At 45.0% G+C, this 24,849-nt stretch carries 21 protein-coding genes and 1 pseudogene; 17 read left to right on the top strand and 5 right to left on the bottom strand.

Annotation, left to right across the window (positions count from 1 at the left end):
- Nucleotides 1–2: 2 nt before the first annotated feature.
- Nucleotides 3–2,291 (top strand): EAL domain-containing protein, encoded by a 2,289-nt coding sequence (locus MCG98_RS16195; RefSeq protein ID WP_240302920.1) that lies wholly within the window; start codon nt 3–5, stop codon nt 2,289–2,291.
- 26 nt (nt 2,292–2,317) lie between these two features.
- Here the strand turns inward: MCG98_RS16195 and MCG98_RS16190 are convergent, their stop codons facing one another.
- Nucleotides 2,318–2,650, bottom strand: coding sequence for a sporulation initiation factor Spo0A C-terminal domain-containing protein (locus MCG98_RS16190; protein WP_240302919.1), 333 nt, complete (start codon nt 2,648–2,650; stop codon nt 2,318–2,320).
- 172 nt (nt 2,651–2,822) lie between these two features.
- Between MCG98_RS16190 and MCG98_RS16185 the strand changes: the two genes are divergently transcribed.
- From MCG98_RS16185 to MCG98_RS16160, 6 genes are all read left to right on the top strand, one after another.
- Nucleotides 2,823–3,749 (top strand): dipicolinate synthase subunit DpsA, encoded by a 927-nt coding sequence (locus tag MCG98_RS16185; RefSeq protein ID WP_240302918.1) that lies wholly within the window; start codon nt 2,823–2,825, stop codon nt 3,747–3,749.
- The gene (locus MCG98_RS16180) at nt 3,740–4,324 is read left to right on the top strand and encodes a dipicolinate synthase subunit B (protein ID WP_240302917.1); all 585 of its coding nucleotides are present in this window, start codon (nt 3,740–3,742) and stop codon (nt 4,322–4,324) included. The genes MCG98_RS16185 and MCG98_RS16180 overlap by 10 nt, the downstream gene beginning before the upstream one ends.
- Before the next feature lie 2 nt (nt 4,325–4,326).
- Nucleotides 4,327–6,177, top strand: coding sequence for an asparagine synthase (glutamine-hydrolyzing) (gene asnB, locus MCG98_RS16175; protein WP_240302916.1), 1,851 nt, complete (start codon nt 4,327–4,329; stop codon nt 6,175–6,177).
- Nucleotides 6,178–6,344: 167 nt separating this feature from the next.
- A complete protein-coding gene (locus tag MCG98_RS16170) occupies nt 6,345–6,857 on the top strand; it encodes a pyridoxamine 5'-phosphate oxidase family protein (protein WP_240302915.1) in 513 nt (170 codons plus the stop codon).
- Between the two features lie 350 nt (nt 6,858–7,207).
- A complete protein-coding gene (locus MCG98_RS16165) occupies nt 7,208–8,050 on the top strand; it encodes a DUF368 domain-containing protein (protein ID WP_240302914.1) in 843 nt (280 codons plus the stop codon).
- 63 nt (nt 8,051–8,113) lie between these two features.
- The gene (locus tag MCG98_RS16160; protein WP_240302913.1) at nt 8,114–8,470 is read left to right on the top strand and encodes a hypothetical protein; all 357 of its coding nucleotides are present in this window, start codon (nt 8,114–8,116) and stop codon (nt 8,468–8,470) included.
- A gap of 301 nt (nt 8,471–8,771) precedes the next feature.
- Here MCG98_RS16160 and MCG98_RS16155 read toward each other — a convergent pair whose 3' ends face one another.
- On the bottom strand, nt 8,772–10,688 hold the full coding sequence (locus MCG98_RS16155; RefSeq protein ID WP_240302912.1) for a glycine cleavage T C-terminal barrel domain-containing protein: 1,917 nt from the start codon (nt 10,686–10,688) through the stop codon (nt 8,772–8,774).
- A 652-nt stretch (nt 10,689–11,340) separates the two neighbouring features.
- Between MCG98_RS16155 and MCG98_RS16150 the strand changes: the two genes are divergently transcribed.
- Together MCG98_RS16150 and MCG98_RS16145 are read left to right on the top strand one after the other, a co-directional pair.
- Nucleotides 11,341–11,577 (top strand): FeoA family protein, encoded by a 237-nt coding sequence (locus tag MCG98_RS16150; protein WP_275891437.1) that lies wholly within the window; start codon nt 11,341–11,343, stop codon nt 11,575–11,577.
- A pseudogene (locus MCG98_RS16145) lies at nt 11,574–11,666 on the top strand (FeoB small GTPase domain-containing protein); the annotation flags it as partial. The gene MCG98_RS16150 and the pseudogene MCG98_RS16145, both read left to right, overlap by 4 nt.
- Nucleotides 11,667–11,688: 22 nt before the next feature.
- Here the strand turns inward: MCG98_RS16145 and MCG98_RS16140 are convergent.
- Nucleotides 11,689–13,059 (bottom strand): recombinase family protein, encoded by a 1,371-nt coding sequence (locus MCG98_RS16140; protein ID WP_240302909.1) that lies wholly within the window; start codon nt 13,057–13,059, stop codon nt 11,689–11,691.
- Between the two features lie 114 nt (nt 13,060–13,173).
- Here MCG98_RS16140 and MCG98_RS18890 point away from each other — a divergent pair, with 114 nt between their 5' ends.
- Nucleotides 13,174–13,305, top strand: coding sequence for a hypothetical protein (locus MCG98_RS18890; RefSeq protein WP_275891342.1), 132 nt, complete (start codon nt 13,174–13,176; stop codon nt 13,303–13,305).
- Between the two features lie 53 nt (nt 13,306–13,358).
- Here the strand turns inward: MCG98_RS18890 and MCG98_RS16135 are convergent, their stop codons facing one another.
- On the bottom strand, nt 13,359–13,514 hold the full coding sequence (locus tag MCG98_RS16135; protein ID WP_240302908.1) for a hypothetical protein: 156 nt from the start codon (nt 13,512–13,514) through the stop codon (nt 13,359–13,361).
- A 2-nt stretch (nt 13,515–13,516) separates the two neighbouring features.
- On the bottom strand, nt 13,517–13,663 hold the full coding sequence (locus MCG98_RS16130) for a hypothetical protein (RefSeq protein ID WP_240302907.1): 147 nt from the start codon (nt 13,661–13,663) through the stop codon (nt 13,517–13,519).
- 74 nt (nt 13,664–13,737) lie between these two features.
- On the opposite strand from MCG98_RS16130, the gene feoB reads away from it, so the two are divergent.
- From feoB to MCG98_RS16095, 7 genes are all read left to right on the top strand, one after another.
- Nucleotides 13,738–15,756, top strand: a complete 2,019-nt coding sequence (feoB, locus tag MCG98_RS16125; RefSeq protein ID WP_240302906.1) for a ferrous iron transport protein B — start codon at nt 13,738–13,740, stop codon at nt 15,754–15,756.
- 510 nt (nt 15,757–16,266) lie between these two features.
- Complete coding sequence (locus tag MCG98_RS16120) at nt 16,267–17,895, top strand: FAD-dependent oxidoreductase (protein WP_240302905.1); 1,629 nt, start codon at nt 16,267–16,269, stop codon at nt 17,893–17,895.
- A 14-nt stretch (nt 17,896–17,909) separates the two neighbouring features.
- Nucleotides 17,910–18,863 carry a 4Fe-4S binding protein gene (locus MCG98_RS16115; protein ID WP_240302904.1) on the top strand — a complete coding sequence of 318 codons (954 nt, stop codon included), beginning with the start codon at nt 17,910–17,912 and terminating at the stop codon, nt 18,861–18,863.
- A gap of 194 nt (nt 18,864–19,057) precedes the next feature.
- A complete protein-coding gene (locus MCG98_RS16110; RefSeq protein WP_240302903.1) occupies nt 19,058–20,371 on the top strand; it encodes a potassium transporter TrkG in 1,314 nt (437 codons plus the stop codon).
- A 19-nt stretch (nt 20,372–20,390) separates the two neighbouring features.
- Nucleotides 20,391–21,062, top strand: coding sequence for a TrkA family potassium uptake protein (locus MCG98_RS16105; RefSeq protein ID WP_240302902.1), 672 nt, complete (start codon nt 20,391–20,393; stop codon nt 21,060–21,062).
- A gap of 402 nt (nt 21,063–21,464) precedes the next feature.
- On the top strand, nt 21,465–22,952 hold the full coding sequence (gene abc-f, locus MCG98_RS16100) for a ribosomal protection-like ABC-F family protein (protein WP_240302901.1): 1,488 nt from the start codon (nt 21,465–21,467) through the stop codon (nt 22,950–22,952).
- Nucleotides 22,953–23,396: 444 nt separating this feature from the next.
- Nucleotides 23,397–24,848: an aminotransferase class I/II-fold pyridoxal phosphate-dependent enzyme gene (locus MCG98_RS16095; protein ID WP_240302900.1), complete on the top strand. Its 1,452-nt coding sequence runs from the start codon at nt 23,397–23,399 to the stop codon at nt 24,846–24,848.
- Nucleotide 24,849 lies beyond the last annotated feature (1 nt).

Genomic DNA, 24,849 nt, shown 5'->3' with positions numbered 1-24,849 from the left:
GTATGAAAAAGAACAAATTATTGAACAAAAACACAAAAAACATGGCAGTTCCAATTTTACTCTGTCTGTGTTTTATAGCGTGCAGTCTGGTCTTTCTTATTCAAATGATCCATAAAAATGAGCAGGAGAATATAAATTATATCTACAGTTCAGCACAGCAAAATAAAATCAGTATCGATAAGCAGATAGAAGGTGATTTTCAGACACTGGAGGGCATTTCCCTGGGCATGAAGTATCTTGGAGTGACAGACAGTCAGCAGATCATGCAGATGCTGCGGGGGATCAATGACAAGAATGCTTTTATACGGATGGGCTATGCTAATCTGGAAGGAACAGTCACTCTGGTTGATATAGGGGGGCAATGCCATGAAATTGATCTGTCAGATGAGGTCTTTTTCCAGAAAGCACTTGAGGGTAAAGAAACAATATCGGATACATTTCAGGACCCGTTTAACAAAGATGCATACGTGAATTACTATGCAGTTCCCGTGAAGAACGAGGCAGGGAAAGTCAGAGGAGTGCTGTGTGCGGTTCATGCGACAGAAGTTTTTCGAAATATTATTGATGCTCCTGTGTATAACGGGTATGGATATTCAGATATCATAAAAAGTGATGGCAGTTATATTCTGCGGTCCAGGCAGTCCATGATAACCGGCAGCGATTCCGTCAGTGAAAAGAGGATACCGGATGAGATACGGATAAAACTGGAAAAGCTGAACAAACTCAACACAGAAGATGCGTTTCAGTTTACCGACAGCGAGGGGACGGCGCATAATGCCGTTATCATTCCCATTTCTGAGGCAAACTGGTATCTGCTGAGTATTGTTCCGGTGAAAGTACTCAGAAATAAATATATTAACACGGCAGGCGGTATCATGCTTATGATCGTGGTAGCCTGCGGTCTCTTTGTTTTTTTCCTTGTCCGTCAGCGGAGGATGATGACCCAGAACCATGCAGAGCTGATGCGGCTGGCTTATAAAGATACGCTTGCAGATATCCTGAATTTTGCAGGATTCAAAATGAAGACCTCACCCTTATTGAAGGAGGACAGAAAAACACACTATATTCTGTGGTACTGTGATCTGAAAAAATTCAAATTTCTCAATGACTATCTGGGGTATGAGGAAGGCGATCGGATATTAGTTCAGATGGCAGCATTTTTTGTTACCCAGGACAGGCATAATACGATATCCTGCAGGGTTGCGGCAGATAATTTTGCGGGGATCCGACCCTTTCAGGGAAAGGAAGAATTACATCAATGGTTCCTGCAGCTTTTGGACTGGACGAGGAAGTCAGAGAATGAGACCGGAAGCCAGTCACTGGTGGAATTATGTATGGGCATCTATCACCTTGAAGAAAAGGACAGGGGGCTGTCTGTGGATGTGCTGATGAATTATGCGAATATGGCACATAAGACAGCGAAACAAATGCCAGGCAGCAATTACGTTTTTTACACGGATGATATACGCGCACAGGCTCTGGAGGAAACAGCACTGGAAGCAAGGGCATCCACTGCATTTAAGAATGAAGAGTTTGTTGTATATATGCAGCCTAAGATAGGCATTCAAAACGGAGACCGCATTGCCGGAGCAGAGGCGCTGGTACGATGGGTGAGTGCGGAGAGGGGAACGATTCCACCGGGAAGGTTTATTCCACTTTTCGAAAAAAGCGAACGGATCGTTGAGCTGGACCGGTATGTGTTCAGAAAAGTATGCAGATGGATTCAGGAGTATGTGAGAGCTGGAAATGAGCCCATTAATATTGCTGTGAATGTATCGAGATCCGGTATTCTGCAAAAAGATTTTGTGGATTATTATGCGGAAGTCAAGGCGGAATATAACGTACCTGACGGGGTGCTGGAACTGGAATTTACTGAGAGTATTCTGCTTAATGACAATGAGCTGTTTCTGGACATTGTGTGTAAACTGCAGGAACGGGGATTCATCTGTTCACTTGATGATTTTGGCTCGGGTTACAGCTCGCTGAATCTGTTGAAGGATCTGCCGTTCAATGTTTTAAAGCTGGACATATTGTTTTTTCAGAAGAGTAAAAACAGAGAAAGAGAAAGAATCGTCATTTCTAATTTTATTCATATGGCGCAGGAACTGCAGATCAAAACAATAGCGGAAGGGGTTGAATTACCCGATACAGTCAGCTTTCTGAGGGAAGCCGGTTGTGATGTGATTCAGGGTTTTGTATTTGCGAGACCTATGCCGCTTGGCGATTTTGAAAGAATGTTGTCAGAGATGAAAGATAAGCCTTTCCGGATAAAAGCGGGGGATAAAATTTAGAGGGAAGACTGGCCTGTGCACAGAGGTCAGTCTTCTTCTTGCGATTCCAGATAATGGACCAGAATGGAAATGAATTCTCCTACGGTAGGGCACTGTTCCAGCTGATAGCCGGCGATTTTATGCAGAAGATTTCTGTTTCCGTAATTCCAGCATGCTGCGACAACTGTGCGCAGAGCATGTTCAACGCTGGAGCGGCTCTTGCCATAGTGGGCAGCGATATCATTGTAAAGCCATTTCCAGACGAAGAGAATGTAGTTTTCATCTTCAAGGCAGAGCTGCAGTGCATAACACAAATAATGGTAACCACGGTATGTTGCATGAATACCAAGCGCGTGGATCAGATTAGTGATTTTTTTCATGTTGCTTCTCCTCTACTGTCTTATTCTAAAAGAATACGAATGAATAGGGGAAAAATTGAATAAATGTCAAAATTCGCGTAAATTCGACAAATTCTCTGAAGAGATGCAAAACTACACGTTTTCTAATTTTATGGCATATATTAAAACGAGCAGACACGGAGGTTTACTCGAAGTGACTTTATTTGATATAGCTGTAATCGGGGGTGATTCCCGTCTGGTTTATATGGCAGATGCACTGAAAAGAATTGGATATTCAGTTATCTGTTACGGGACATTTGATACAGGGCGTGATATGACTTCTGCTGTGAAGGCAGGCAGTCTGGCGGAAGCATTGAGCTGTTCGAAATGTGTGGCCGGAGGGATCCCATTTTCAAGAAATAACAGTATATGTGCAGGTGTAGAATGTCCAGATCTGGAATTGCCGGTACTGTTTGAGAACACCGACGGATTAAAGGCGTTGTTTGGAGGTCTGATCACAGAAGAGGTTAAAGAACACTGCAAGAAGCAGGGAATCTGCTGCTGTGATTATATGAAAGATGAGGCACTGTCCATTTTTAATGCCGTTCCCACAGCAGAAGGTGCCATTCTGGATGCGATGAAAAACCACCCTGCAGCTTTGCATGGGAGTGGCTGTTTAATTCTGGGATACGGAAGATGTGCAAAAGTACTGGCAGAAAAACTGAAAGGGTTGTCCGCGGAGGTAACTGTATGCTGCAGAAATGAACAGCAGAGAGCTGCTGCACAGGCATCTGGTTTTCTGGCTGAACCGCTGGAACGCCTGCCGAAGATTATACAGGGAAAAACATTTGTCTTCAATACTGTGCCCGGGCTGGTTCTGGAAGAAGAGAGTTTAGTGAGAACGGATGCAGATGTCCTGATCATTGACATCGCTTCCGGGAAAGGCGGAGTGGACTTTGAATGTGCAAGAAAGCTGAGGCGAAAGACAATGCTGGTGCCCGGACTTCCGGGCCGGTACGCACCTCAGACTTCCGGTGAGGGATTTGCAGCGTATATTAACAGACAGCTGAAAATGATGCATATATTGATGCCTGACGGAGAGAATAGTAATAGCGTGGGAAGGAAAGAAGTATGGAATTAAAAGGAAAAAAGGTCGGTGTTGCGATCACAGGTTCGTTCTGTACTCTGGATAAAATTTTTGTTGAACTTGGAAATCTTGTGGAGGAAGGGGCAGATGTGGTGACTGTTTTTTCAGATGCGGTGCGAACCACGGACAGCCGCTTTGGAAAAGCTGAAGACTTTCTGGAAAAGGCGGAAAGGATAACCGGAAAACCGCCGATTCTGTGTATCCGGGATGCAGAGCCTATTGGACCGAAGAGTTTGCTGGATGTGCTGGTGATTTTTCCGTGTACGGGGAATACGCTTGCGAAACTTGCAAATGGTATCACAGACACACCGGTACTGATGGCAGCTAAAGCACATCTCAGAAATAATAAACCGCTCGTCATATCGATTTCAACGAATGATGCTCTCGGCATGAATATGAAGAATATCGGACTTCTTCTGAATGCTAAAAACATATTCTTTGTCCCGTTCGGGCAGGATAATCCCCGCAAGAAGGCGAATTCATTGATTGCCCATACAGAAATGTTGATCCCTACCCTACAGCTTGCGCTGGAAAATGAGCAGTATCAACCGATATTGGAGGCATTTTAATTATGTGTGGAATTGCAGGTTTTTGTGATTATACGGAGGATTATCAGAGAGTCGGCAGCAATTGGCTGCCGGTTCTCAAAAAAATGAACCGGGTATTAAAACACCGCGGTCCGGATGAGGATGGCATCTATATTGACAGACACTGTTCCCTCGCACATGTGCGGCTGTCTATCCTGGATCTTGCAGGAGGCCATCAGCCTATGACAAGGTGTGAAGGCACGGGAAAATGTACGATCTCATATAACGGCGAAATCTATAATATGCCAGAACTCCGCAGAGAATTACTGGATGAGGGAATAAAATTGTCCACGACAAGTGACACGGAGGTGATTCTGGCCGGCTATATGCATTATGGATGGGAATATGTGAAACGCCTGAATGGAATTTTTTCATTTGCTATCTGGGACGGCAGAGCAGAAAAACTGTTGCTGTTCCGGGATCGTGCGGGGGTGAAACCTTTATTTTACTGCGTGAAGAAGAATTCGCTGATATTTTCGTCAGAAATCAAAGGTATCCTGCAGTATCCAGGCATGGAGGCAGCACTGGACAGGGAAGGCCTTTGCGAAATTTTCGGACTTGGTCCAGCAAAGTCATATGGAAAAGGAGTATTTAAGGGAATATCAGAGCTTTTGCCGGGACATTTCATGGAGTATGACAAAAGCGGAATGAACACATATTGCTATTGGAAATTAGTCAGTCAGCCGCACACGGACAGCTACGAAGAAACAGTTGAAAGGACAGCATGGCTGGTGACAGATGCCGTCCGTGGCCAGATGCTCTCGGATGTTCCAGTCTGTACATTTTTATCCGGCGGGGTGGACAGCAGCCTGGTGACGGCGATCTGTGCAAAAGAATGTGAAAGACAGGGAAAAATCCTGGATACATTTTCTTTTGACTTTAAGGATAATGACAAGAATTTCAAGGCCAATTCATTCCAGCCATCCCAGGACCGGCCGTATGTTGACAAGATGGTGGAATTTGCCAAGACAAACCACCGTTATCTGGAGTGCACGAACCGGGATCTGTATGATTACCTGTTTGAAGCGGTGGATGCAAGAGACCTCCCGTGTATGGCAGACGTGGAATCTTCCATGCTGTATTTCTGCCGCCAGGTGGCACAATATGATAAAGTCACTCTGACCGGAGAATGTGCAGATGAGATCTTTGGCGGGTATCCGTGGTTCCACAAAAAAGAATGCTTTGAGGCCGACATATTTCCATGGTCGATGGATTTTGAAATGCGTCAGATGCTGTTGAAGGATGAGGTACTTCGGGAGCTGCCTCTGGAGGAATATGCAAAAGCCGCTTACCAGAAGACAGTGGATGAGACGCCTGTGCTGTATGGCGAGAGCACTGAGGAGGCACGAAGGCGCGAGATTTCTTATCTGAATTTAAAGTGGTTTATGCAGACGCTGCTCGACCGGATGGACCGCACCAGCATGCATTCAGGGCTGGAGGCAAGGGTACCTTTTGCAGATTACCGTATCATTGAGTATCTTTGGAATGTCCCGTGGGATATGAAGTGCCATGGAGGTGTCGTAAAAGGACTGCTCAGGGCAGCAGGTGAAGAGATCCTCCCCTATGAGGTCCTGTACAGGAAGAAAAGCCCGTATCCCAAGACGTATGATCCAAATTATGAGCAGCTTTTGAAAAATCAGCTGATGGAAGTCATATCAGAACCGAATGCCCCTCTGGGAACACTGATTGACAGGAAAAAGGTGGAAGCCTTTCTGCGGACCCCGTCGGACTACGGAAGGCCGTTTTATGGACAGCTGATGGCAGGACCACAGCTCATTGCATACCTGCTGCAGATAAACTACTGGCTTGAACATTATAAAATCAGAATTGTTTGATAGGCAGTGTATTTCATGATACAATAAGGCTTATAAAAGATATATTCAGATGAGAAAGAAAACAATGAACAGAAGAGAAAATAATCAAAAAACAAAAGATCAGGAGCTGAAGCCTATTTGCTGTAAAGGCTTCAGAAGATATGCTTTTGAGATGGAGGATGAGTAAAATGCGACGGAGAGATCGGGAAATTACAGATATTGAAGAAATGCGCCAGGTATTGGAAACATGTAAGGTAATCCATATCGGGCTGCACGATGGTGATGATATTTACATATTGCCGATGAATTATGGCTATACCCTGGAGGGTGAAAAACTGACGTTTTATATGCATGGAGGCATGCGAGGGAAGAAGCTGGACCTGATCAAAAGCTGTTCGAATGCAGCGTTTGAGATGGACTGTGACCATGAACTGATTCAGGGAAGAGTGGCCTGCCAGTACGGATATGGCTATGCCAGCATCATGGGCAAGGGAAGAATTGAACTGGTAGAGGATGTGAAGGAAAAAACAGAGGCGATGGAAATATTGATGCAGTGTCAGACCGGAAAGCAGTTCGAATTCAATGAACGTCTCGTGTCCATCGTGACTGTGATAAAACTGACCGTATCAGAATTTACAGGAAAACGGCGTCCGGTAAAAACACCAGGTGAGTCAGAAGAGTGTCAAAATGGACATATGTAACCTCTGAGAAGGTGACCCGGGAGTTATGAGATAACCTCTGGGGCACCTTTTTTAGCAGCGTGCCTGAAAATGGCACTGTCGTTAACAGGCAAGGAAATGATGCTTCACGATCTGATCCTCGCTAGTCTTTGATTCTGGCAAATACTGCACAAATATTCCGGTTTTAAATTATACAAATTATACAAAAAACAATAATGAAAATAGTGCAGCAATGAAAGATGAATAAGAAGAGAGGGGAACATAATATACATAGGTATAAAATTCTTAAATAAATATAAAGTCACTTGCCTCAATACGGTATGAACTCTATAATCGGATATAACTTAAAAGATGATAATAAGGAGATTTTGATGAAAAAAGATGGAATCAGTACCGCTGCAAAAGGTTTGATTGTCGGAGGTACAATGCTGGTACCCGGCGTCAGCGGGGGATCTATGGCAATGATCCTTGGCATATACGACAGGCTCGTCTCATCGGTAAGCTCATTCAGAAAGCAGAAAAAAGAGAATTTTCTCTTTTTATCAGTGTTTACTTTTGCTGCTCTCGCCGGTATGATGCTTTTTGCAAGTCCTTTACTGGCGCTGATAGAAGCATATACGAAACCCATGATGTTTTTTTTCCTCGGAGCTGTGGCAGGCGGAATACCCATGATGTATCAAAAAGCCCAGGTACAGGCATTTTCCTGGAAGCTTCCCGTTTATGTGATCGGAGGAATCTTTGCTGTCATGCTTATTTCACTCTTTCCAGCGGAAGCGTTTGGCAGCAGCGGGGGAAGCACTGGAATTCTGGTTCTGGTTTCGGCAGGTTTTATTGCTGCGATAGCGCTGATTCTGCCCGGGATCAGCATTTCTTATCTTTTGCTCATGCTGGGGATATACCAGGATACAATGAAGGCGATCAGTTCGTTTGATCTGGGATTTCTCATGCCGATGGGCATTGGCCTGCTGCTTGGGATTGTCCTGACGACAAAGGTACTAGAAGGTGCCATGCAGCGGTATCCGCAGCCAACGTATTTGATCATTATGGGGTTTATCATCGGTTCAGCCGCAGATGTATTTCCGGGACTTCCTGCAGGGTGGGAATGGGTACTTTGCAGTGCATCCCTGCTGACGGGGTTTGGACTGATTCGTCTTCTGACGGAAAATGAAATGATAAAAACTGAAAAGTTAAAAAAACCAAGCCAAATGTATTGACTATTCCAGGTTTCGGAGGTATTATAAAGATAATAACAAAGTATTGCGAAAGGGGATGAGCTTATGCTGGAGGCATATGGTATTTATTTACGGATCAGCTGCATTATCCTGGTTGGAATCGCAATTGCTGCATATGCCAGCGATGGTTTGGATTATAAGAGTACTGTAATCCACAGGATTGGTACAAGCCTGCAGTATGCGTATCTGAAACTATACATCGCAGTTCAGTATGGGATCGAATACGTGCGGAACGGTCGCAGTGTAAGGTGCGGGGAAGAAATCAGCAGATACCAGCCGGTGAGCAGGAGAATGGCAGATATCAGGAAGAGAGAAATGCAGCTGGAACATCTTCGGGAACGTAAAAACCTGTCTGAGATACCGGTAAAACAAAACCGATATAAGATGAAGATACTGAAATAAAAAAACAGAGAATCAGGGGGTGTCGGTTAATACCGATTTTTAACCCCTGATAAGCAGGGAAGAGACAATTCCACAGAATCCGGGATTTTTCAAGATCCAGATTCTGTAAGGGACGGTCTCTTCCTTTTCATATTTCTTATTGTCGGGGGTTCTGGAAGCGCTCCTTCATGATATTCCGCCCGATTGGTCACATGCCACCCTGTAATTATCCCTATAAAAAGAGAAAAAGATGGCTGACGACAACCATCTCCTCTCCGTTACATGTTATTATGTAACTATACTCTGTAACCGACGTTACTACTTACCCTCTGATTCTTGCATTCTCAGGATCATAGAATATGCGATCAGTCAGAGTTGCCTTATAACCATGGATGTTGACAGTATCACCTGGTTTTGCAGCGTCAACATCAATCAGGCAGTAGCCAATAACCTTCTCTACTGTGTATCCGTAGGTATAGCAAGTAATGCGACCGATTTTCTTTGCATCTTTTAACACCTTACCTTCAAACTGGAGAGCTGCCCTCGGATCATCAATCATGAAGCCCATCATGGTTCTTCCGGGACCGCCTTCTGCCTTGATTTTCTCAAGCACATCCTTGCCGATGAAGTCCTTGCTCCAATCGATAGTCCAGTCAAATCCTGCCTCAAGCGGATTCAGTCTCTCCAGATCACTCATCAGAACATAGCCCTTTTCCTTAGGAAGGCTGGTTATGATGACATCTGTAGTGATGCGTTGAATATTGTACTCTTTTCCGCACTCCTCGAGCTTAGTCTCTACCAGCAGCTCATTATCCGGATCACAGTAGATCTCGTATCCAAGCTCACCGGTATAACCACAACGAGCAATTTTAACTGGATGACCATCGATCGCATTGTCACAGATTGTATAGAACTTCTGGTCCGTAATATCCTTCGCAAGCATCGCATTCAGCACTTTACGAGAGTTTGGCCCCTGTACGGAGTACATTGTTTTTTCACTGGTGATTTCTCTGTAAGATACATCCTCATCCTGTTTGTTCATGTCAAACCAGATAAACATCTTGTCAATCTTCAGCGTAGAAACCCAGTACTTGTCTTCCTCTGGACGAAATACAATAACATCGTCGATGATGATGCCGTCCTTGTTCAGCATAGTCATGTACTTAGCCTGTGTTGTCTTGAGTTTGCTGACACCTCCAACCATCATACGGTCAAGGAACTTAGCTGCATCTTTTCCGGTAACTTCCATAAGCTCATGTGTGAAGTCATAGTAACCAACAGAGTTACGCACATAGTTATGTTCTTTTCTCGCCTGTACATCATTTTTACGTACATAATCATTATCCTTGATTGGACGCCAGATCATCTCTTTAAGCAGCTCAGTCAATTCATGCTTAACTTCTCCATTCGCAACAGGATCAGAATTGCGAATCCAGCTCTTGTTGAGGAGCAGGAGTTTCTTGTACTCTTTCTTTGTAATACGGCCTCTGTGAAGCTCGGAAGTCATCCAGGATTCAAAGGTTCCCTTCCACTCTTTTTCGTCACCGATCGTACTTGGGCAAGGCAGAATTTTGTTCTGGTCAATCAGACCGTAGTTCATACGTGCCGGGCTTCCAGTCAGAGACATCTCAAATACGAGGTCTGTTCCACCAATACCCAACTGATATTTACTATGTCTATCACGATCAAGGGCTTCCTTGTCAACGCTCATACCAACGATCTCAACAACGAAGATTGTTGTATTGGAAACTTCCACTTCATTGACAACACGTGCTTCCATATTAGAGATACACTCTTTGATGCCGGCTGGTTTAACCTTCTTTGATGGAAGCGGGGTAAATTTAGCAACATCCATTTCACTGATACCATATGGAAGTGGACAGCAGGCAATGGTACTTTCCCTTAATTGTCTTGCGTTTGCATAGCTGATAACACATTCCTTATTCAGTTTCAGATTACGGTTGGTGTTTCGGGTATGCTGTACACCAAGAGTGTAGTAATGCCTTCCCCAAGGATGCTCTCCCCAGCAGCAGGTTCCGAGAGAAATCGGAGCCACATTAGAGTTACCGTTCTCATCGAGTGTGGAGACATAGTAGATTGGAATCGGCGGTTCAATCCAACGCATGTTAAAATCTGTGTAATCATAAACAGCTACACACTCGCCTGTCCCCCCCTCGACTTCCTGTCTGTTTTTGAAAATGTCTAAAAGATCAAAAAATTCAAACTCCTGTCCGTACATTATGTTTCCTCCTTGTTATTTGTTTTTGAAGTAGTACTTTCTTGTAGTTGCCACTATAGCATGGGCGACCTTTCGGAACAACAGAACCAGGAGTAGGAATTCCCAAAACATTTTAGTGAAACGTTTAAATTTAATGTTTAAGCCTCTTTAAGAACTGAACGAGGAGATTAATAATCTTATATTCCAGCTTTCCTTCTGATAATTCTCGGCTGCATCTGCCGTACATAGTACGCTTAATCATTTTTAGCCTGCTTTTATTCCTTCTACTAAACCATTACTAAAATCATATGCAACTGCATTTTCAATGGCATCTATATCATTTTCCAAACCTCTGGTGCAGGCGGTTTGAATTATTTACCAGCTTTTTTTTGCGGGTCACTATGTTACAATTTTGCTGGAGGTGATGTGAATGAACATAAAGTTCAAGTTCATAATTAAGCTGAAAAGTATCATTGTAAATGCATACTTAAAAAAAATAATTTCGTTTGAGCATGAAATAGAAGATATGCTAGAAGCCCCCAGATCTCCGTATCTTTATAATCCGCATCTTTCTGTACTGATGGAAAATGGCCAGACTGAAGATTAACAAAAACATTTGCGGCTTCATACAGTAATCATAAGGAAATGCTGAAGCAGGAGGGCAAATGTGGAGATGGATTTACGGTTGTCACAGCTCAAGCCAGGTGAGAAAGCTGTTGTGGTCAGGCTTATGACTTCCGGCAATATGCGCAGGCGGCTGCAGGATATCGGATTGATTGATGGAACAGCAGTTGAGTGTGTGGGAAAAAGCCCGATGGGAGATCCGACAGCTTATTTAATACGCAGGGCGGTGATTGCTTTGCGGGATGAAGATTCAAGACAGGTGAGAGTCAGGATGGTGGTTCAATGAGTATGACAGTTGCGCTGGCTGGAAATCCCAATGTGGGGAAGAGTACGGTGTTTAACGCGTTAACCGGGATGAAACAGCATACAGGATCTCTCACTTAAAGGCAAAACAAAATTATAAAAAGGAAACATCCATGTAACACGTTCTGGCGGAGCTTTTTGAGATACGTATATCTGAAATAAAGCTCCGCCAGAATCTGCGTTTCTCAGCGTTTTCCAGTAAATCATACAGGGATTTAAAATCATATTCCATGAATTCCTTAAAGTCAGTTACGTTTTTCGACGGCTTTTCGATATCCGGCAGGGAACAGAGCTCCTGCTCCAGTTTCAACCTGTCTGATTTATATTCATCGATAGAAATAGCATTATTCAGATACAGTTCTTTCAGGCGCTGCATTTTATTTTTTATGGCAGATTTCCGGGGGCGGTTGTCAACCGTACGGCTTTCCGAAATTTTTGCAACAGCTTTATATGTCTCCAATTCTTCTTTTAAAGTCTCCAGAAGAGCTTTTTCAATCTGTGTTTCACGGATTTTTCCCTTCATGGAACAAGTTCCGGAAGCAGCGTGCTGCCTGCATTGATAAGCCGGATAACAGTACCGGTATATTTTGCCGCTGTTTCTTTTTACAACGACATGGATCTGACAGGCATTCAGCCTTGATCCGCATTCTGCACAGCTGAGGAGTCCTGAAAACAGATAGTCATATTTCTGGTGTGACCGGATGTTTCTTGACAGCGCTTTTTGAATCCGGGCAAAATCTTCGTCTGTGATCAGACGGGGACAGTAGTGTTCGTTTCCACGGTATTTTCCCGTATATTTTTCATTTTTGAGAATGCTGCTTTTTAAATTTTGCAGCGTCATGATAATCTGATATTCCTCACTCATATACCGCAGTGTTGCATTCAGGGAGTTTGTTTTAAGGTAATACATGATGCTGTCGCGGATTGCCGGTGCTTCATCCGACAGTACGAGATGTTTATCCTGAATCCGGTATCCGCGTGGAACTTTTCCGGTAATGACTTCTCCGTACTTAACTTTATTCCGGAATACGTCGCGGATACGGATACCATCGTTTTGAGCTTCCAGTTCTGCCCACATCATGGATTGTGCTACGAAGGCACGGCCATGAGGCGTCGAGGTGTCAAAATACGGCTGATCGATAGCGATCCATGCAACACCGTTTTCTTCAAGCATTGCCTGCGTGTTCAGATAATGCCTCAGATTACGAAACCACCGGTCCAGCTTGGTGAAGACGATCAGATCGATCTCCTGATTCTTGACGGCACCCATCAGATTGGAAAAGTCACCGCGGTCCAGTTTCTGGCCGGAAACCCCGTCATCGATATAGATTCCCTGAAGTATGGCATCTTTTCTGGTTTTTATGTACTCGATCCCCCGTTCCTTCTGATCGCGCATTGAATCTCCGTATTTTGCCTGTTCATCACTGGATACCCGGATATAGACAGCACAGCGCAGCAGTTTCATAATATCATTCCTGTTTTTTATTATTGTATTGCCGAGGTTATGTCCAGAAGTACCATGTGAGGAAAGTAGTACAGGCAGCAATTCATAGAATTTATCAGAGGGGAGGGAGACTTGATGAATAAAGTCAGAAAAACCAATACCTATGATGTGAAAATGGTTTACCAGATACTCTATCAGATTCTGGGAGAAAAATACGGACTTAATATAGCTGTCACCAGTGTTATAAAGCGGGAAAATAAAACGTGAGGCATCACAGAAAAAAGATGCCGGTGCTGTCTGTCTGCACCGGCACTCAAAGTTTAACTGACTTCATTATCTGCAACGATTTCTTCTAAAACGCGTATCAGATCATGGATGTTTTCGAGACGCACATCCCGTTCCAGGATCATATTCTTTAGATCGACAGATAATGTTTCAAATTTTTCCCGAACTTCGGGAGATACATAAGATGCCATGATCAGTCTCCTCCTGGTCCGTCTTTTCTTGGCCGTTCTGATTCCGGCAGGGGTTCTGTGACCCAGGTTTCTTTTGGCACTGTCACTTCAGGACCATTGAGGGTATTGTATGGAAGTTCCTGTCTGTCTTTATTGGCTTGTTCCTGCATAGAGCACCATCCTTTCTGAAATAGAATCCCCGGATGAAAGGAAAAGTATTCTGTGTTAAACAGAAATATAAAGAATGTTTTGTCTGTTAGTGAAACAGCATACAGGAAACTGGCCGGGCAAAACAGTCAGCAATGCAAGAGGAACCTGCATCCGGGGCGGTCAGAGTTTTCATTTGATCGATCTTCCGGGCTGCTATTCTCTGCTGGCACATTCTGAAGAAGAAGAAATAGCCAGGGACTTCATTTGTTTTGAAAACCCGGATGCAGCAGTTGTGGTTTGTGATGCCACCTGTCTGGAGCGCAATCTGAACCTTGTACTTCAGGTCATGGAGGCGACAAAGAGAGTTGTAGTCTGTGTCAATCTGATGGATGAGGCCGGCAAAAAAAGAATACATGTGGACCTGGATACCATGTCTGAAATTCTGCAAACGCCGGTTATCGGGATAACGGCAAGGGCCAATAAAGGGCTTGATGAAATTTTTGTCTGTCTCAGGAAATTAATGAATCAGAGTGAGGAATGCCGTCATCTGACTGTCACTTATGATGCAGCTGTTGAAAAAGCGATAGCTTCACTTATGACAGAAGTTGAAAAATATGTTGGAAGAGAAAAAAATCTTCGTTGGATCTGTGCAAGATTACTGGATGCTGATGAGAGTCTGCTAAGTTCAATGGAACGCGAATACGGAGCCTTTTTTAAAGAAGAATCAGTGAAAGAACTGCTGAGGGAAGAAAAAGAACAGCTCGCCGGGGAAGGCTATACAGAAGAAGTACTGAAAGACGCAATTGTGTCTGCTTTTATTCAAAAGGCAGAGGAGATCGGGCATAAATCAGTTTGCTATCAGGATAAAGAATATGCAGTAAAAGACAGGAAGCTGGACCATCTTTTTACGAGCCCGACGACCGGATTTCCGATTATGTTTTTGCTGTTGTTTGCAGTGTTCTGGATAACGATCAGCGGTGCAAATGTGCCTTCCCAGTTATTGTCAAGAGGATTGTTCTGGCTGGAAAGCCGTATGCTGGATTTTGCAGTATGGGCACAGCTGCCTGCGGCGTTCTATGAGCCGATTATTTTTGGGATTTACCGGGTACTGGCATGGGTAATATCTGTTATGCTGCCGCCCATGGCCATCTTTTTTCCGCTGTTTACACTTTTGGAGGACTTTGGGTATCTTCCGCGTATCGCATATAATCTGGACCATTGTTTTAAAAAATGCTGTGCCTGCGGAAAACAGGCGCTGACGATGTGCATGGGATTCGGATGTAATGCGGCAGGTGTGACCGGCTGCAGGATTATTGATTCGCCGAGAGAGCGGCTGATTGCGATTATTACAAATAATTTTGTTCCGTGCAACGGACGTTTTCCTATGATCATTTCTATTATATCCATGTTTTTGATCGGAGGTGCCGCCGGTCTCTTTTCTTCCTTTTTGTCCGCGGTACTTCTGGCAGCAGTGATTGTATTTGGGATTGTGATGACTTTTGTGATATCCAGGATACTGTCGAAGACAATACTAAAAGGGATCCCATCATCTTTCGCATTAGAACTGCCTCCATACAGAAGGCCTCAGGTTGGAAAGGTGATTATAAGATCCATTATGGACCGGACCTTATTTGTACTCGGCAGGGCGGTTGTAATTGCGGCTCCGGCAGGGCTGTTCATCTGGGTTCTGGCAAACATAACTGTGGGCGATATGACGCTGCTTTCACATTGTGCAGATGTACTCGATCCATTTGGACGTCTGCTGGGGATGGACGGCGTTATCCTTCTTGCCTTTATATTAGGAATGCCGGCAAATGAAATTGTAATCCCCATTATGCTGATGGCGTATCTGGCTCAGGGCAGTTTGACAGAGATTGAGAATCTTAATACGATGAAAAGTATTCTTCAGGACAACGGATGGACCTGGGTTACTGCAGGCAGTATGATACTGTTTTCGCTGATGCACTGGCCGTGTGGTACGACATGCCTTACGATCAGGAAAGAAACACAAAGTATAAAATGGATGTTGGTCTCCATTCTGGTGCCAACAGTTTCCGGAATAGTAATCTGCTTTTTATTTGCGTCAGCTGCCAGAGGACTTGGATTCTATTGAAAATTTCAGGATACATGAATGATAATGTCTTAAATAGCGGAAAGCAAAGTCAAACGCTTTTCGCTATTTTTTGCGTTTTTCACGAAAGATTCAGAATTTCAGGCTGAGGTGTGTTATAATGTGTAAAAACAATATGGGGTCAGGAGAGAGATAAAAAATACAAATGAAGCATCACCGGGAAAATCGGCAACCGGTAATTTTCATGAACACGGAGCCGGACAGGTATCTGTGAATGTAAAATATGATACAGAATTTGTCTGGAATCTTTGCCGAACTGCCGAGTCGTTGGAATTTCCGCTCGGTGTGCTGGGAGAGAAGGGAGAAAAACTAGATCATGCAACGATGATCCTTCATTGAACAGTATGAACACGGAAAGACGCGCTTCATGTAACCAGGGAATTGTTAAATATAGGGAAAATCTATAACATATATAAGTTTATAATATTTTACATATAGAATAAGAAGTGCTATGCTCTTGTTAAGAGGTAAATACAGGAAAGGGGCAAAGCCATGAAGGTATTAATTATTGGCGGGGTTGCAGCCGGAACGAAAGCAGCAGCAAAACTAAAAAGGAAAAATCAGGATGCAGAAGTTAAGATTCTGACTATGAGCAAAGACATTTCTTATGCGGGGTGCGGGCTTCCTTATTATGTTGGCGGAGTAATTCAGGAAAGAAGCGAATTGATCGTGAATACGCCGGAGAATTTCAGCAAGCTGACAGGTGCTCTTGTGGAGACGGGAGTGGAAGTGACGGGCCTGGACAGAGAGAACAGGTCAGTAAAGGCAGTTCGAATGGACACCGGAGAAGAGATTTTCCATACATATGACAAACTGGTGATTGCTACAGGGGCATCTCCGGTGAAGCCTCCGGTAGAAGGTGTGGACTTAAAACATGTGTACTTCATGAGAACACCTGACGATGCCGAAGCACTGCGCTGTGCGGTGGAAAGCGGAGAAATCAAACGGGCGGTAGTTGCAGGCGGAGGTTTTATCGGACTGGAAGTAGCTGAAAACCTGAAAGAAAAAGGCATCCGTGTGACCGTGATCGATATGGCATCACAGATTATGCCTGGATTTGATCGTGAGATCGCAGCCTATGCAGAAGATTATCTGGCAGATCAGGGGATCATGGCGCTGACAGGAACGAAGCTGGAAGGGATTCTCGGTGACGGAAAAGTAGAAAAAGTCAAAACTGACAAAAGAACACTGAAGGCTGATGCCGTCATCCTGTCACTTGGAATACGGGCCAATACAGGATTTCTGGCCGACACGGGCATAGAATTGATGCCCAACAGGACCGTAAAGGTGAATGAATATCTTCAGACCAATGATGAAGATATCTATGCAATTGGTGACTGTGCGATGGTGACAAACCGTATAACGGGAGAACATGCATGGTCTCCGATGGGATCGTCTGCCAATATGGAGGGACGTATTGCAGCGAGGAATATCTGCGGCGAAAAAATAACATATCCAGGTGTCCTGGGAACAGGAATCGTAAAACTGCCCGATCTGAACGCAGGGCGCACCGGGCTTTCAGAGGAAGCTGCCAGGGCAGCCGGATTTGAGCCGGTATCTGTCATAACCGTCGTAGATGATAAGGCACATTATTATCCGGGAGCCGGACTGTTTATTGTTAAAATGGTTGCGGATATGAAGACCGGAAAGTTTCTGGGAATTCAATGCCTGGGAAAAGGCGCGGTAGATAAAATGGTGGATATTGCTGTGATGGCACTCAGCATGAAAGCTTCCATACAGGATCTGGAGCACTTGGATTTCGCTTATGCGCCACCGTTTTCAACTGCAATTCATCCTTTTGTGCACACGGTCAATGTACTCCTCAATAAGATGACAGGTGAATTCCAGACAATCACACCTGTACAGTTTGCGGAAGGGGAAGCCTGCGATTACCGTATCGTCGATGCATCACCGGCACCATCCATTGAAGGTGTACCTTACGTAGATCTGACTGCTGTAAGAGGTGAAGTGGAAGGGCTTGGAAAAGAGGAGAAGCTGCTGCTGGTATGTTCCAAGGGCAAAAGAGCGTATCTGCTGCAGAACCGCCTGAAACATTACGGATATACGAATACGCGTGTTCTGGAAGGCGGAACAACATTTAACGGAAAAGATTTTTCATAACAGGGAGGAAAGAGATGGCAACGTTAACAGTCAGCAAAGAAGAAGAAAAGAGAGTAAAGGGACTTGGTTTTCTGAGCAATAAAGGCACAGATGACTTTTCAGGAAGGATCATTACCAAAAATGGAAAGATCACGGCAGAGCAGATGAAGGCGATCAGCGAAGCTGCAAAAGAATTTGGCAGCGGGGATGTGGTATTCACAACCCGGCTCACTGTAGAGGTGCTGGGCATTCCGTTTGAAAAAATTGATGCATTCAGAGCCGCTATTGAGAAGGCGGGGATGACAACGGGTGGTACCGGCTCTAAAGTACGTCCTGTCGTATCGTGTAAAGGAACGACATGCCAGTATGGATTGATTGATACGTATGCACTGTCAGAGGAAATCCATGAGCTGTTTTATGAGGGATACCGCCAGGTGAAACTGCCGCATAAGTTTAAGATCGCAGTTGGCGGATGTCCAAACAACTGTGTGAAACCGGATCTGAATGATCTTGGTATCGTAGGACAGCTGGTACCCGAATTTGATGAAGACCTGTGCAACGGCTGCAAAAAATGTGGAGTTGAGAAGGCCTGTCCGGTAAATGCTGCGAAAGTAGTGGACGGAATGCTGGAGATAGACAAAGAAAAATGCACCAACTGCGGAAGATGTATCGGAACCTGCCATTTCGATGCGATTGAAAGCGGTAAGAGCGGATACAAGGTATACATAGGCGGAAGATGGGGAAAACAGGTTGCGCAGGGCCGGGCACTGGATAGAATTTTTGCGACGAAAGAAGAAGTCTTAAGTGCGGTTGAGAAGGCTATTCTTCTCTACAGGGAACAGGGCAAGACCGGCGAACGCTTTGCACAGACGATCGATCGTATTGGTTTTGAAAAGGTGCAGGAAGAAATTCTTTCAGATGAGATTCTGGGGAGAAAACAGGAGATACTGGATGCCAGACTGCATGATGCCGGAGGCGCCACCTGCTGATAATAAAGTTTCATAACAGGTCTTGACTTAAGAGGTAATATCTTATATAATACGGATAATTTATTTATCCGGAAGGGACCTGAAATGGACGACATAGACCAAAACATATAATATAAGAAATAAGGCATAGCTTGTAATAGTCTATTACAAGTTGTGTCTTTTTCGCGTTTTAAGACAGGGAAAGGAAACTTAAGATGGGGACGATTAACAAAGGAATTGCATTTTTCAGGAAACAGCCGCCGGCGCGCCTGATTGTTTTGGGATTCGCGGCAGTCATCGCAGTGGGCACACTGCTTTTACTTTTACCGGTTTCGGTCAATGATGGGGCAGATGTGAGTTTTATTGATGCGCTGTTTACTTCTACGAGTGCTGTCTGTGTGACAGGACTGATCGCCATTGACACGGCAGAGCACTTTACGGTATTTGGCAGAACAGTAGTGGCGCTGCTGATTCAGATCGGTGGACTGGGGGTTACCTCGGTGGGTGTCGGATTCATTCTGATCGCAGGTAAACGTGTTGGAATGAAGGGGAGGACACTTGTCAAAGAGGCGATGAATGTCGGGAATTCAAAAGGACTGATCCGGCTGGTAAAATCAGTGCTGCTGATGACACTCTGTTTTGAGGCGGCAGGAACGGTGCTCAGCTTTCTGGTATTTGTACAGGATTTTCCGCCGCTGGAGGCGCTGGGGATCAGCCTGTTTCATTCAGTGGCGGCATTTAACAATTCAGGATTTGATATTCTGGGCGGACTTCAGAATCTGATCCCTTACCAGAGCAGTGTTCTTCTGAACCTGACGACAGCGGGACTTATCATTTTTGGAGGTATCGGTTTCCTGGTTATTCTGGATATCCTGAAAAACCGTTCGTTTCGTAAACTGTCGCTGCATTCGAAAGTTGTACTGTCGGTGAGTGCGGTGCTTCTGCTGACGGGAACGCTGCTGCTCAAGGCAACGGAGGATGTTACGTGGCTGGGTGCATTCTTCCAGAGCGTGTCCGCCAGAACGGCCGGGTTTTCTACATATCCGATTGGAAGTTTCACGAACGCGGGACTGTTTGTTCTGATCATGCTGATGTTTATCGGCGCGTCTCCCGGATCCACAGGAGGCGGTATCAAAACGAGTACGCTGTTTGTACTGCTGCATGCAGTTAAAAGTGCCGCAACAAATCAGCACTGTACCGCGTTTAGAAGAAGAATACCGCTGGAAGTGATCCACAGAGGATTTATTATTACACTGCTGTCTGCGATGGTGGTATGTGCAGGAACATTTATCCTGTGTCTGCTGGAACCGGAATATACGTTTATGCAGCTTCTGTTTGAGATCACATCTGCATTTGGAACGGTTGGATTGTCTACCGGAATTACGCCGGATCTGGCTGCATCCAGTAAGTTGGTTGTGATTCTTACGATGTTTATCGGAAGACTCGGGGCGCTGACAATTGCAACGATCTGGCACTTTAAGACACCGTCATCAGCAACATTTACAGAAGAAAATATAACGATCGGTTAAGGTTAAGGAGGAAAAAAGAATGCTGGGAAAGAAAGAGAGTGCATCTTATGCAGTCATTGGACTGGGAAGGTTTGGAATGGCGCTGGCCAAGGAGCTTGCAGTTGCCGGAAAAGATGTGATCGCTGTAGATAACAACGAAAATAAAGTAAAAGAACTGAGAGTCTATACTGATTATGCATACGTTGCAGATGAACTGACGAAAGAAGTCCTGGAAGATATGGGGATACAGAATTGTGATACCGTCATCGTGTGTATCGGTGAAAAAATTGATACCAGTATCCTGGTCACTCTGAATGTTGTGAATCTGGGAGTACACCGGGTGATCGCCAAGGCAATCAGTGAGGACCAGGGTGCTGTTCTGGAAAAAATCGGAGCGGAAGTTGTGTATCCGGAACGGGATATGGCACTGCGTCTTGCCAAGAAACTCCTGACAAGCAGTGTCATGGATTACATATCACTGGACAATGATGTTGAAATCACGGAGATCAAGATCACTGACAGGCTGACAGGAAGGTGTGTCCGGGACTTTCCTATCCGCCAGAAGTTCGGCCTGAATATCATCGCAATCGAGTACGGGGGAAAGACAGACACAGAGATTCGCCCGGACTACGCGTTTCAGGATGGGGATGTGATCGTAGTTATCGGGAAAAGCGAGAATGTTCAGCGTTTTGAGCGGGAGTATGGATGCTGAGCTGATTGACCGCAGTGTTATAACATACCGGTTGACTTGCCAGACAAAACATGATAGACTTTGTACATTAAACGAAAAAGGGGTGAAAGAATGAAATAAACATTTTTGCAGAAGTAACCGCATGAAAGAAGAGAACGCGGCGGGAGCCCGTACTTTTGTCATGCCTGTTTATGCAAGGATGTTATTTCATTCCGCACCTGGATATTCAGTCTGAAGGTCCGCCGTATTTTGTTCCGGAGACGGCTGCAGGAATGTTAGTTCTTGCAGCCGTTTTTTGCATGCCGGGAAATTTCTTCAAAATTCCCTGGCATACAAAAGCGCTTCGGTGTCAGGGTACGGATCACCGGACTCTATGCACGTGAATCCCAGGAAAGGATTCATGTGATACAGGAGGGATAAAATATGTCAATACTACAGGTAACAGATCTTTCCTTTTCGTATGAAGAGAGTTATGATCCGGTATTTCAAAACGTATCATTCAGAGTGGATACGGATTGGAGAACTGGAGTTGTTGGACGAAATGGTAAGGGAAAGACAACATTTTTAAAGCTGCTGATGGGTGAGATGGAATACAGCGGGAGTATCACTGCCGATGTCGGTTTTGATTATTTTCCGTATCCCGTCACCGGCAGGGAACTGGATACCATAGACGCAATGTACTGTCTGGAACCCGGACTGCTGCTCTGGAAACTGAAAAAAGATATGGCAGAACTCGGCGCAGATGAAGATATTCTGTATCGTCCGTTTCATACACTGTCCTATGGAGAACAGACTAAAGTAATGCTGGCGGTTTTGTTCCAGCGGGAGGGAAACTTTCTGCTGATCGATGAGCCGACCAATCATCTGGACCGTGAATCCAGAATGCTCGTCAGCGCCTTCCTGCGCAGACAGAAAGGGTTCCTGATGGTGTCACATGACCGGTCATTTCTGGATGGGTGTATCGATCATGTGCTGGCATTCAACCGATCGGATATCGAAGTACAGAAAGGAGACTTTTCCTCCTGGTATCAGAACCGTCAGATGCGGGATGCGTTTGAACTGGCTGAGAATGAGCGGCTGAAAAAAGATATACGGAGGCTTTCAGCCGCAGCAGACCGGACAAAGCGCTGGGGGGACGCCGTGGAATCCACCAAAATCGGAAAAAAATCGATGGAAAATGGACAGCATGTAGCGAACCGGGATTATATCGGCGAAAAATCCAGGCGAATGCAGCAGAGAAGGAAAAACCTTGCACGCCGGCAGGAACAGGCGATTCAGGAAAAAAAGGTGCTTCTGAGAAATCAGGAAGATCCGGATATCCTGAGGATGGAGCCTCTGTTATATCATAAAGATGCCCTGATCTCATCGGAAGATCTCACACTGTATTACGGAAAACACGAAGTCTGTAGTGGTGTGAATCTTGTCGTCAGAAGAGGCGAGCGCATTTCCGTGCAGGGAAAAAACGGATGTGGAAAATCCAGCATCTTAAAATTGATACTGGGAGAACAGATCACATACCGCGGTGAGCTGAAAGTCGGAAGTGGACTGAAGATTTCCTATGTATCCCAGGATACTTCGCATCTTAAAGGAAGTCTTTCTGAATATATCCGGGAATCCGGCATTGAAGAGCATTTATTTAAGACTGTCCTGCGCAAGCTTGATTTTTCGAGGGTTCAGCTTGAAAAAGATATGGAGTCCTACAGCGAGGGGCAGAAGAAAAAAGTACTGATTGCAGGGAGCCTCTGTGAAAGTGCACATCTTTACATCTGGGATGAACCGCTGAATTTTATCGATGTGTATTCACGGATACAGATTGAAGATCTGCTGCTTCTGTGGAAACCGACCTTGCTTTTTGTGGAGCACGATGCGGCATTTACAGAGAAAATAGCAACGTCTGTATGCAGGATCTGAAATGGGCGGGTGCATGGCGAAAATATGTTGACAGGGGAAATTGTTTTATGTTAAAGTAAAGGGGCTATAGAAAGCATAAGATTATTTTGTTTTCAAGCAAATATATGATCCAAAATCATAAGCCGGACGGACAGGCGGGATCGGTTGCCGAGCGCGGATAAGAAGCCGCATTATTGATTGAGTTAAAAGCTCAAATTTTATAAGTTGATTACTTTATAATCAGCGTGAATACGCATCATCTTGTGAAACGGTCAATAAGAGTACGTAACTTTATATTTGCTATTTATACCCGGAAAACAAATGCAGTCTGTTTGAATTCTATTTGGATAAAGCATAAAAAACGTAAATAGATAGATTGATGGTAAGCAGATGAATTTTTCATCTGCTTATTTTTTGTAACAGTTCATACGGCGTCTTATATGGGGCAGACAGAAGGGGGAAAATATGAACAGGAATCGACAGACATCAGCGCCAATCTACGAGGCGCTTGAAGTGTTAAGAAAAAAAAGAGTGGTGCCGTTTGACGTGCCGGGCCACAAGAGGGGGAGGGGGAACCCTGAACTGGCTGAACTGCTGGGTGATAAATGTGTCAGCCTGGATGTGAATTCCATGAAACCCCTTGACAATCTCTGCCATCCTGTTTCCGTGATACGGGAGGCGGAGGAGCTGACGGCAGAGGCTTTCGGATCCGATCATGCGTTTTTAATGGTGGGAGGGACCACCTCGGCGGTACAGAGTATGATACTGTCTGTGTGCAAAGCCGGTGATAAGATCATACTGCCGAGGAATGTGCATAAGAGCGCGATCAATGCACTTGTTCTGTGCGGAGCGGTTCCTGTATATGTCGATATGAAAGTACAGGAGCGAATCGGAATTGCACTCGGCATGGAGGCGGACCGGCTCACAGATGCGATTAGGAAAAATCCGGATGCAGTTGCAGTTCTTGTCAACAATCCTACCTATTACGGTATCTGTTCCGATCTGCATTCGATTGTAAAGATTGCGCACGAGGCGGGGATGAAAGTGCTCGTTGATGAAGCTCATGGTACACATTTATCATTTGGTGAGAATCTGCCTGTCTCCGGCATGGCGGCAGGAGCTGATATGACAGCGATATCCATGCATAAGTCGGGGGGGAGCCTGACACAGAGCTCCATCCTGCTGGCAAGTGACAGCATGAATGCAGAGTATATCCGTCAGATCATCAACCTGACGCAGACGACAAGCGCGTCTTATCTGCTGTTGTCAAGCCTTGACATTTCGAGAAGAAATCTGGCGCTGCGGGGAAGAGAGTCCTTTGCGAAGGTTGTACAGATGGCAGAGTATGCACGGAATGAAATCAATGCGATCGGCGGATACTATGCATATGGAAAAGAGCTGATCAACGGCGGCAGCGTCTACGATTTTGATGTGACAAAGCTGTCTGTCTATACACAGGGGATTGGGCTTACGGGAATCGAAGTGTACGATCTGCTGCGGGATGAGTACGACATTCAGATTGAATTCGGAGATATTGGCAACATTTTAGCCTATATTTCCATCGGTGACAGAATCCGTGACATCGAACGGCTGGTGGGAGCACTGGCTGATATTAAACGGTTATACGAGAGGGACGGAAGCGACCTGATTGCAGGAGAGTATATACAGCCGGAGGTTGTGATCTCACCGCAGAAGGCATTTTATGCAAAAAGGAAGCTGATGCCGATTGAGCAGACACAGCAGCAGGTCTGTGGTGAATTTGTGATGTGTTATCCCCCGGGAATACCGATTCTGGCTCCTGGTGAGCGCATTACCCAGGAAATTATCGATTATATTATATTTGCAAAAGAAAAAGGCTGTTCTCTGCAGGGGACGGAAGATCTGCAAGTGGAAAATTTGAATGTGATACAGGAGTGAT

This window comes from Ruminococcus sp. OA3, from assembly GCF_022440845.1.
Classification (GTDB): Bacteria; Bacillota; Clostridia; order Lachnospirales; family Lachnospiraceae; genus Ruminococcus_G.
Note: the sequence above shows the minus strand (reverse complement) of the source record. Positions and strands in the feature narration are given on the sequence as shown.